Annotated in this window: 7 protein-coding genes; 2 read left to right on the plus strand and 5 right to left on the minus strand. The window is 38.3% G+C overall.

Going from position 1 to position 11150, the window contains the following annotated elements:
• Positions 1–464: 464 nt before the first annotated feature.
• The 3 genes from AC0UA9_RS07700 to ftnA all read right to left on the minus strand — a co-directional run bounded on the left by AC0UA9_RS07700 (position 465) and on the right by ftnA (position 5101).
• Positions 465–3407, minus strand: a complete 2943-nt coding sequence (locus tag AC0UA9_RS07700; protein ID WP_475659108.1) for a hypothetical protein — start codon at positions 3405–3407, stop codon at positions 465–467.
• Positions 3408–3955: 548 nt separating this feature from the next.
• Positions 3956–4522 carry a UbiX family flavin prenyltransferase gene (locus AC0UA9_RS07705; RefSeq protein ID WP_475659109.1) on the minus strand — a complete coding sequence of 189 codons (567 nt, stop codon included), beginning with the start codon at positions 4520–4522 and terminating at the stop codon, positions 3956–3958.
• 57 nt (positions 4523–4579) lie between these two features.
• On the minus strand, positions 4580–5101 hold the full coding sequence (ftnA, locus tag AC0UA9_RS07710) for a non-heme ferritin (protein ID WP_475659110.1): 522 nt from the start codon (positions 5099–5101) through the stop codon (positions 4580–4582).
• A 183-nt stretch (positions 5102–5284) separates the two neighbouring features.
• On the opposite strand from ftnA, the gene AC0UA9_RS07715 reads away from it, so the two are divergent.
• On the plus strand, positions 5285–6493 hold the full coding sequence (locus tag AC0UA9_RS07715; RefSeq protein ID WP_475659111.1) for a BaiN/RdsA family NAD(P)/FAD-dependent oxidoreductase: 1209 nt from the start codon (positions 5285–5287) through the stop codon (positions 6491–6493).
• Positions 6494–6524: 31 nt separating this feature from the next.
• Here the strand turns inward: AC0UA9_RS07715 and AC0UA9_RS07720 are convergent, their stop codons facing one another.
• A complete protein-coding gene (locus AC0UA9_RS07720) occupies positions 6525–6980 on the minus strand; it encodes a nucleotidyl transferase AbiEii/AbiGii toxin family protein (protein ID WP_475659112.1) in 456 nt (151 codons plus the stop codon).
• A gap of 162 nt (positions 6981–7142) precedes the next feature.
• Positions 7143–8510, minus strand: a complete 1368-nt coding sequence (locus AC0UA9_RS07725; RefSeq protein ID WP_475659113.1) for a hypothetical protein — start codon at positions 8508–8510, stop codon at positions 7143–7145.
• 193 nt (positions 8511–8703) lie between these two features.
• On the opposite strand from AC0UA9_RS07725, the gene AC0UA9_RS07730 reads away from it, so the two are divergent.
• Positions 8704–11109 (plus strand): serine/threonine-protein kinase, encoded by a 2406-nt coding sequence (locus AC0UA9_RS07730; protein WP_475659114.1) that lies wholly within the window; start codon positions 8704–8706, stop codon positions 11107–11109.
• Positions 11110–11150 lie beyond the last annotated feature (41 nt).

An 11150-nucleotide genomic window follows, 5' to 3' on the forward strand; every position in this document is an offset into this window, starting at 1 on the left:
GGGGAACGACCACTCCGCTCCCCTTTTCAATCCACAGAGCGTCCCGCTCAGCAGAACATTCAATCACCAGCTAGCCTAAACCTCGATACCTGCCCATTTATCTTCCCTGAACAACGGCAGCCCTCGACGCCCTGTCTCGGGTCGAGGTCTACCTTTGCTAGCTAGTGATTAAATTACTGAGATGGGAATTGGTGCACTTGGCAACACCTGATTATGTAGCAATGGTCATACCCGAGGTCTCCTTATCGGGGATTAGACCCTAGTAATATAGATTACCGACAAGTAATTTAGAGAGTGGCAGTTAAAATACCACCGACTCATAACCGCCTAGTCCGCTTATTCAAACGCTAAGTTGAGTAAATGTGTACTCTATTTCCTTACCGATAAATGACGTGCATAAAAAACAGCGACTTGTTAGGCCGCTGTTTTTTGTTGTTACTGTACTAAATGTACTAAAGTGAATATTAGTTACATGAAACTTCAGTCCAGAACCAAGTAGACGTAGAGGTTGGTGTTTCCCAAACCCCCGGGTTATGTTGAGCTTCAAAACATGAACCGTTATAAGAAACAACATCACCATTGTTCACTGCTGTTTGACCTGCAACCCATGGCGTTATAGTTGACCCTGCGTTGTCATCAGTAATAGTTACTGAGGTAGAGGCAACATTACTCAGTGCACCATCACTTACCGTTAAGCTAATGCTAGCAAGAGTATCAGCGGAAACGCTAGCAGCAGTAAATACAGGGTTAGCTGTAGTTGATGAGCTGAAACTACCGACATTAGCTGGTGACACACTCCACTGATAAGTCAAAGTATCATTCGTATCAGGATCACTCGAGTTAGAGCCTGTTAACGTGATATTTCCACCTTCTAATACACTAGCAGCAGATGCAGAAATAACCGCTGTTGGTGAGTTATTTGTTGGCGCAGAATCAGTTACCGTCACCGACGTAGCCGCTGTATCACTCAATTCTCCGTCACTTACCGTTAAACTAATACTCGCAACCGTATCAGCCGAAACACTCGCTGCGGTAAATGTTGGGTTAGCCACCGTTGATGAACTAAAACTACCGGCACTAGCTGGCGAAACACTCCATTGATACGTTAATGTAGTATTAGCATCAGGATCCGTCGAGCTTGCACCGCTGAAACTAATAGAGTTACCTTCAACAACATTTGCCGCAGACGCTGAAATCACTGACGTTGGCGCATTATTTCCTACTGTAGCATCAGTAACTGTTACCCAGGTTGAAGCACTATCACTCAATTCTCCATCATTAACCACTAGCGTAATATTTACACTGGTATCAGCAGTAACATTAGCGGCCGTAAAAATAGGATTATCTATCGTTGGAGAATTAAAACTACCGGCATTAGCTGGCGAGGCACTCCATTGATAGGTTAGTGTTGTATTCGCATCAGGATCAGTAGAGCTAGCACCTATTAAATTAACATTTTGACCTTCAACCACTGTCGCTGCCGAAGACGACACAACTGCTGTTGGTGCATTATTACCTGTATTTGTTCCTGCGCTTACCAACACTCCATGAGAAACTGCATTGCTGGCTAACCCGTTTACACCTTTTAACTGAAAATAGAACTCAGTTGTTGAGGCAACCGTTGGCAAAGTAATAGAAGTACTTAAAGATGTTGTGTTGCTAATCGTAGCCAAAGGAGAAAGTGGCTCAACTTGAGTCCATTGATAGTTGCTTGTACCGGTAACACTACCGCTCACATTGATAGTATCTCCGCCATTTGCAGCAGTATCACCATTAGCAGTAATCACCGGTCTGGCTGGAATTGTGATACCACCGAGCTGAGAGATATCACCAGTCATTTCAGAAAACATCTCGGTAGTTAGGTCGGCTAATTTCAGACCAACAAGCTCTTTAGTATTCCAAGTATCTGTGCCTATCTCTAGGTTACCGGCTGCGTTTTCAAAAGCGCTCAAGTCAGAAACGGCGACATGTCTTTCAGGAACAATTTTGTCGAGCATTGGACGGAAACCCGTAATGGTTTCTCTCGTACCACCCCAACCCTGCACGTAGCTTTTTGCATGGACAATATAGTCATCCATATTTGTCGGTAGGCTACTACTAGGTACGCCTTGTAATACAATCGATTGGTTACCCGGAAGTGTTAATACTGAACCTGTTTGATCACTCGTACTAGTAATAGTCATTTGGGCTAAAGGGGAGCCAGTCCACTCTACACCAAGAGATATGCGATCTGTTCCAAGCGTAAAGTCGCTGATAACGGTCTGCGTATTACCTGAAGCGTTTTTCTGGATAACTATTTGATCTTTGCCCTCACCTGTTACAACCGTATCATTGCCCCAACCTGCAAACAGCATTTCAGGGTGTTGTGTTCCAGAAATAGTGTCATTACTCGGCGTGTCAAATAAAGTATCATGTCCTTGGAACATATCCATATAAAAGCCAGCCGTTGTGCCCGTTTCATCACCAGTATCTGTCCCCTCAAAAATAGCATTAATAACACCTAAAGCGCCGCGTAAATGTGTTGCGGCGATAATACCTGACATAGTAATAGTAGTGGTTTTAGTGACTTGTTGGCCATTTTCAATATGAATATAATCATAACTTGTGCCTAATATATCTGACCAATCTTTACCGCGCTCCTGCATCAATTCACGAAACTTAATATAGTTAGAGCGCATTAACGAGCGAATGATCTGCTCTTGTTTTGCTGGTATACGCATATCATCAAACTGATAAATATCGCTCTTACCACTAAAGGTACCTAACCATTCATTAACCTGCGGTGTTAATAAATCAACGGTGCCACCTTCCCATCTAAATTGAATCGTTTCTTTAACACCGTTACATGTAGCTTCACTTTGTCGACCGGTACCAGTAGCTGCCCACTCACTTGCTGGCCGAGCGGAGTAATATTTACTCAAGCCACCTACTGTTTGAGGAATATAATATCCAGAGGTGATCAACGTCGCTTCACCGTTTTGATAACCAACAAAACCCCAAGCATTTAGCGAGCTATACTGCATTTTTCTGATCATTCGCTTACGATCGGCAAGAGAAGCATTATTATCGTAAAAGCGATCAACATCTAACTTTTGGAAATACCTTTTAACTGAGTGGGTTTCGCCTACCACACTTCCATCACAAGCTAAATCTATGCGTCCAGGAATATCATTACCTTGAGCATCTTTTTTTAAGTAGCTGTATGTACGGGCCGTATTATCGTTGTAACCCGTTTTATAACTATTAACAATTTCATCAGTGGCATCAGGCAAGCCTGACTCAAAACCACGTAATGCATCTAAAAAGTCTGTCATATCTCCAGCAGTTGCCAATTGGGACTGCCCGCCAACTGTTAAAAATATACAGGCGGTTAAATATTTCATTTTTGTTTTTATTGTTACTTTCATACGGTGTAGTTACCTTTTGCTGTTAGTAGTAATGGTTAACCACCTCAAAGATCTTTTGAGGATGGTGAAGAGCACTTGCTCATCAACTACGATGAGGTTAAAAATGCACCAATAACAAATTAGTTAGCCCACAAAAATAAGTCAAGTGTTTTTACTAATTAAAAAAATAGAATTGATGGTAATTTTAAAACTATAAGTTCAAGCAGATAGAGTAATTACTTTATTAAATGTAATGCTTGGTTTTATATATTTACTTCGGGACTCACAATAAGGTTTGAAGTGGTCAAGTAATGCTGCTTGCCAGAGTTGAAGTAAGTAAATTGCCTTTCACTGTTCTATTAATAGGCTTTATGGTGCATATTTTTTTGTGCTGCGATGACAAAAGATAATAGAGTTTAATTTTTCAAATTTAAAACGATGATATCAAGCCTATAAATTAATTCTAAAAAGGCAGTATTAGCAGGGGTGAATCAATCAGCAACAAATAGTGATGATATAAACAAGGTTGCGCAACAACTTGATTGTTTATCAAAACAATGCAAAATCAGTTAAGACTTTTGCCCTGCCCAACGTTTTGTTGTGCCAATATCAATGTCAAACAAATCAAGTACTCTTGCTACGCTATGATTAATAATGTCATCTATTGTTTGTGGTTTATTGTAAAACGCTGGCATAGGGGGCGCGATAATAGCGCCTAATTGCGAGGCTTCATACAGCAACTTACAATGCCCGGTATGTAGCGGCACTTCTCTTGGCATCAACACTAATTTACGGCGCTCTTTTAAGGTAACATCAGCAGCGCGTACTATTAAGCTGTCGGCATACGAATGCACAATCGCTGACAGTGTTTTCATTGAGCATGGCGCAACGATCATACCGTCAGCTTTAAAGGAGCCGCTAGAGATACTCGCGGCTTGGTTTTTATTACTGTGTACTACATCAGCTAGCGCTTCTACAGATTGCAGCGAATGTTCAGTTTCAATGCTGATATTAAGCCGAGCGTACGAACTCATAATTAAGTGCGTTTCTACGCCTTCAACCGCTTTAAGCATTTCTAATAAGCGAATGCCGTAAATAACACCACTTGAACCGCTTATCCCTATAACTAAACGCATTAATTTATTCTCTGTAAAAGCACACTAATGTTGTTAGGCTAAATATACCTAACCTTGTTACTCAGCATCCATAATGGTCGGCGAGCCTGTTTTTGCAAGCTCTGCTAAGTCTTTGTCAATGAAGAATAACGCTTTGCCGTCTTCACCCACTAATTCAATTTTATCTAAAATACTCTTAAAAAGCTTCATTTCTTCATGTTGCTCAGAGACATACCACTGAAGAAAATTAAACGTAGAGTAATCTTGCATGGTAAATGCTGTGTGAGCCAAGCCGTTAATCGCTTCTGTCACTATTTGTTCATGATCAAACGTTTCACGGAAAACATCACCTAAAGAGCCATAGTTAGTGCTAGGAGCTTCAATGGTACCAATAATTGGCATAGCACCTGTTTCACTTACATAAGTGAACAAACGCTTCATGTGATCCATTTCTTCATCGGCATGTTTACGCAAAAACTCTGCTGCCCCTTCAAACCCTTGGTCTTCACACCAAGCACTCATTTGTAAGTATAAATTTGAGGAAAAAAACTCCAAATTAATTTGGTCATTAAGTTTAGCAACCATTTCTGATTTCAACATAAATTTACTCCATTAGATTATTAAATAACTATTGGTGCATAGTACACGTATTGCCACCAAACTTAAACGTGTAGCTGGCTCTAGCCAAGCAAAATTATTGAAATAAACGGGCTTAACACTTAGCTGGGCTACGGGGATAATGTTATCATCCACCTTATTCATTGAAATTGTAACAACACACTAATGAAAGAAGTAACCAACACCGACGTATTAATTATTGGCGCTGGCGCAGCAGGCTTAATGTGTGCTGCCACTGCTGGCTACCGTGGCCGCAGCGTAACTGTGGTAGACATGGGTAAAAAAGCTGGCCGAAAAATTTTAATTAGTGGTGGTGGCCGTTGTAATTTTACTAATCAAAATACCACGCCAAGTAATTATATTTGTCAAAATCCGCATTTTGTAAAGTCAGCCTTAAGCCGCTATACCGCTGATGACTTTATTGAATTAGTCGACCGCCACGGGGTTAATTATCATCATAAAACCTTAGGCCAACTTTTTTGTGACGACAGCGCGCAAGACATTGTAAACGTGTTACTAACCGAATGTGAATGGGCAGGCGTTAGCGTAAATCTACGCACCGAAGTACTTTCCGTTACGCAGAATGATGATCAAACCTACCTCGTACACACGTCTGGCAAAACCTACCAATGCCAGTCTTTAGTGCTTGCCTCTGGCGGCTTAACTATGCCCAAATTGGGCGCATCACCTATTGGTTATAAAATTGCCGAACAGTTTGGCTTAAACGTATTGCCCACAACCGCTGCATTAGTGCCCTTCACCCTGCATGACCATGACAAAAAACGCTTTGACGGTTTGTCTGGTATCAGTATTCATTGTAACGTTAGCAGTGAAGACGGCACCAGTTTTAAAGAAAACATCCTCTTTACCCACCGTGGCTTGTCAGGCCCGGCCATTTTACAAATATCTTCTTATTGGCGCGCAGGCCAGGCCGTAACGATTGATTTACTACCCGAAGAAAACTTAACAAACACCATTAACACATGGCGAGAGCAGCAAGCACAAAAATCGGTTAAAAACTTACTCAGCACCATTTTGCCTAAACGCTTTGTTGACGTATTAATGAACGACGACATTAGTGCCCCTATTGTCAGTGACAAAGCCATAAACCAATTAAACCACAATGAAATTGAAACACTCAGCAACTACCTGCATCACTGGCAAATAAAACCTAACGGCACAGAGGGTTACAGAACGGCCGAAGTTACCTTAGGCGGTGTTAACACTGACGAATTGTCGTCTAAAACCTTTGAAGCCAAACAAGCCAAAGGCTTGTATTTTATTGGCGAGGTTATTGATGTTACCGGCTGGTTGGGAGGCTACAATTTTCAATTTGCCTGGAGTAGCGGTGTTGCCTGTGGGCAAGTGGTTTGATTATGTGGCGGAGAATCGGCCTTAACCTAATTTAATTGCTATTGTTCTTTACTTCATTTAACACTTGTTTAGTAAAGCACTGAAAAACACTGAATGCTTCTTGCCAGGTAATGATATCCCCATAAACCATCCGAACAACATATAGGTTAAAGCGTTCTTTATATAGCTTATTTTCTTCAAGTATTTGCAAACCAAACAGCAACTCACTGATAGGGTCATCAACAAATTTTTTATGTTGACCCCCATAACGAGAAATATCCTCAATTATTACTTTAGTAACTATTGAAGCTACTAACTCAATACCCTTAACATTAGCTTTTTGGATGTAATAGGTGTCATAAATATGCCGGATTAATGCAGGATCATCATCTCTTTCATTATCACGCATTAAGCTAGCGGTTCTTCTCAGCATTGAAATTAACTTTTCAGCTTGTGTACTTATAATGCTATTAAAGTTCATTGCTTTTATTTCTGCTGCTTTTTTCATAATTACCCCAGGTTAATGTGCTGAGGTAATTATTCATAGGTACCATTAACATTGGTATATGGGGGGTTAATTGTGCGCTTACTTTATTAATAATTGATGCCAACATTAGGGTTTATATTTTCAATGTAATGCTGGCACTTTTTATGCGAAATCAAATATAGCTTACTGCACAGACTTCCACTTATTATAAATAGTTGTAGCAAGTGCCTCATCTTTGAACATCAATTGAGGCGCACCACCACTATCAACAATTGATACGTTGTCATCAGACAATAGTTCAGATAAGCGAATATCACGATTGTTGTATAGCCCCATGTGAAGCGTAATTTTATTGTAAAAATTCAGCTCATCATCCCACTTTTCATAAGACCAAGTGATATTCATTTGTTCACCATTTTCAGTTAGTCGCACATTTTCTGCATCTAAAAACTCAATTTTAACGAGTGCAGGCTCTGGTTCAGAGTCACTATAACTAGCATCATCAAATAGCAAGAATCTTGTTTCTCCGGCTAAATTTTGAAGATCCCAATGACGTAATCCGCGGCCATCGCTTTCAAGCCATAGTGATTGTCCATATCCTAATTTAATAGGCGACATTATCACCAAATCCTTGTCTGATAATGGTACTGATAGTGATAACTTATCTGAAACATATAAGAATAAATCGCCATCCCCTTCATCACTTAAATTTAACGTATTACCATCTATAGTGTAATTTTGGCTATTATCTTCTAACGTAACAACGCCATTATCAAAAATGACTTCTCTAATACCTCGATATACAAACCTAGGAAATGTTGTACTTGCCATATACAAAGAGCCTTGCAAATAATCCTGCAATGACGGTATTAACTTACTGTAGATAAATTCTCCATACTGAATTTGAATATTAGCGTGCGCTAAATCAACTTCATCATTAAGTAACGAGTTGTTAATATAAGAATTTGCATCAATCATTATATTAGTGAACGCCTTAATATCATTTTCACTGTGTTGACTAGTAAATTGTGATGTCATAAACCTGGCCAGTATGTGCACATGAGGCTGCTGACTATCAGTTGAAGCAATATAATCGCCACTAATCAAGCTTTCAGATAAATTAAGTTCTGCCGCAATATCGGCCATTGTTCTGCTTTCATTTAGCACGTCAATAGTGGTAAAGGGCGTAATCACATTAGGCTTATCGCTAGATATTTCAGCCACCATTTCATAGCTATTTGCCACAAAACCCGCAATATCACTGTCGGTTGACTGCCCTGCAGCAATGTTAGCCACTAATAACCCTTCAGCGCCATCCGGTAACGCGATTTCACCGTTTTCATTAGTAACACCAATAACATCACATGATGTTGAATTAGGTCGAATTAAGCAAACCTCAACATTACCTAAATACCCATCAATCACTTTATATACTGTTGCTTTTGGGTCTATTGGTTGAGGATTTGTTGCGTTATCGTCACTATCAGAACCTCCGCCACACCCTACTAAACTAGATAAAACTAAACTGGATAAAATTATTTTTTTAAGCATTTATTACTCCGTAGTGTATTAAAAAAAATAACATTTTTAATGATTGTGTTATTAATTCATTTTTAATGTTGACAAAACACTGACGAAAAATAATAAAAAAACCACAATAGAAATAAATATTGTTTATTTGTTCAATATATTAATGTTAGTTTGTCTTTTTTATTGTTAATGATTTACAGGGCTAATAATTAACATGTTGTATGAATTATTTGTAAAAGCGATTACTCTTTCTCAAGAAGAAAAAAAACGTTATCTCGTTGAAATAAAAAAATCTCACCCTGAATTATTCGATGAATTAATGGCAATGCTCAAAGATGATGAGATGAGTGAAAATTTAGATACTCATTACTGGTCATCGCTTATGTCTAGTGAAAGTGCTTCTTTTGTTAATTCACCCGAAGAGTTAATTGGCCATGTTATCACTTCATTCCAACTGATCGAATTAATTGACAAAGGTGGTATGGGCAGTGTTTACAAAGCGCAGCGCTGTGATGAACAGTTTGAACAAACTGTTGCGATTAAAATAATTCACAGTGAACTTGAGCATGTAATTGGCAAACATGCTTTAATTCGTGAAGCCGGTTTTATGGCAAAACTAAGCCACCCAAATATTGGTAAAGTATTTGATGCGGGTGTGAGTGACGATGGTTATTACTTTATCGTTATGGAATATATCAACGGCTGTAGCATTACTGAAAAATTTAACAACTCCTCTATAAATCACTCTACAAAACTTCAACTTTTTTGTAACCTATGCGAAGCCGTTAATCATGCGCACCAAATGCAAGTAATTCATGCCGACTTAAAGCCTGCCAATATTTTAATAACACAAGATAACCAAGTAAAAATTTTAGATTTTGGCATATCAAGAATGTTTAATAGCCGAAGTAGTGATAATTCTTCTACTTATACTGCTTACGTAAAAGCAATGACGGCACGTTACGCTAGCCCTGAGCTACTCGCAGGCCAGCAACCAACTATGTATAGTGATATTTATGCACTAGGTAAAATATTCAACTCTTTATTCAAACAACAAAAAAATAAAAATAGCGCTTACCAAATAGAACTTGAAGCTATTGTAAACAAAGCCACTCATCACAAAGATATAGCGCGTTATCCGTCTGTTCTTGAGCTAAAAAATGACATTAAGCGTTTTATGTCTGGTCATATTGTTAGCGCCTACCAAGCAACGCACTTCTACCGTATAAAAAAATTCATCTTTAAGCGCCACCCTATATCAGTGTTATTAGGCCTTATTATTGTTGTTATTATTAGTACGTTAATGACCCACTTAGTGACACAGTATCATGATTTGAAAAATGAAAAGTACCAAGCAGCACTGATGCTAGAAAAATTTTCATTAGTGCTGAATTTAGATTTAGACACAAAATCAGAAATGGAGATGGCATTAGCCAATAATTTTGGCAGCCAAAATAAAAATGAAAAAGCGTTATCGCTTTATAAAAAAATAACTTCAAGAGTAAGCCAGTTAAAAAACACTGATATTGCTTTTGATGCCGGCAGCAAAATAATCAAGCTATTAATTAAAACACAGCAATATAGCCTAATTGAAAAGACCGTAAATGAGTTAACACAAGCACTTAATTTCCGCCCTAATACAGGTATTCCCGACACCATATCTCAAGCGATGTTTTATCATTTTTATTTGAGTTTCACCTACCACAACAACCCAAATGAAAACAAAAATTTATATAAACCACATACACAATTGGTGCATGATATTAAAGATACCTATTGGCCTAAATTAACGGCCCAGCAAAAAACAGAGATTAATTTTTCAATACAAAGTGATGAAGGAACCCAGAACTTACCAAAGAATAAACATTCGTTATATTATCCTGAGTTTAAGCATATTTTACAGGAAAATTCGTTATTCGATTATTTAAATAACATCATTTTTAATCCGAAAAACGACAACGTTTATTTACCCAAACCCAAAAAAATTACTACTTTTTTAGAATCTGATCCTATTTTTTGGGCTAGCACACATATACGCAATAGAGACAATAAAAAAACTAACTCAGCAACTTTTTCTACCGGCATTACTACGTTTCAAGAGTACAGTGGTATATATGAAGTTAAAAAAAATATCTTATCGGTGAATTTTGGCGAAGGTGCAGAGGCTGATCATTTTATTTATACGTCGAGCTTGTTAGCGCTATCTATACCCGAAAAAGGCGATCTCACCATTATGGCGCATAATGATTTTTTAGATAACAACACATTCTCATGGACAGAACAAGAGTTGTTAAATAACGAGTGGTATCACATTTATGATGGCGCAATAAACTCAAATGCACCAATCAAACCTTCTATGGTTAAAATTAACTTTCAAAATTCAAACGCTGATTTTATAAAAGATAGTAAGGTAATTAGTGGGCAATGGCGCATCAACAAACAGGATTTAACGCTAACAATACTGAACAGTAATCAAGTACCGATTAAGTTAGTTAAATCTGTTAGTGACGAAAATATGATTATCGTAAAAGATAAAATATCAAATATACCATCGTTATTCATAAAACATAAAACACAAGCTGAATTTATAATTAGCTACTGGAAAACATTAGTAGAATAATTAATTATTTTTCAGTGAATTAGCGCTATACACACCTGTAT

Source organism: Colwellia sp. F1 (assembly GCF_056238625.1).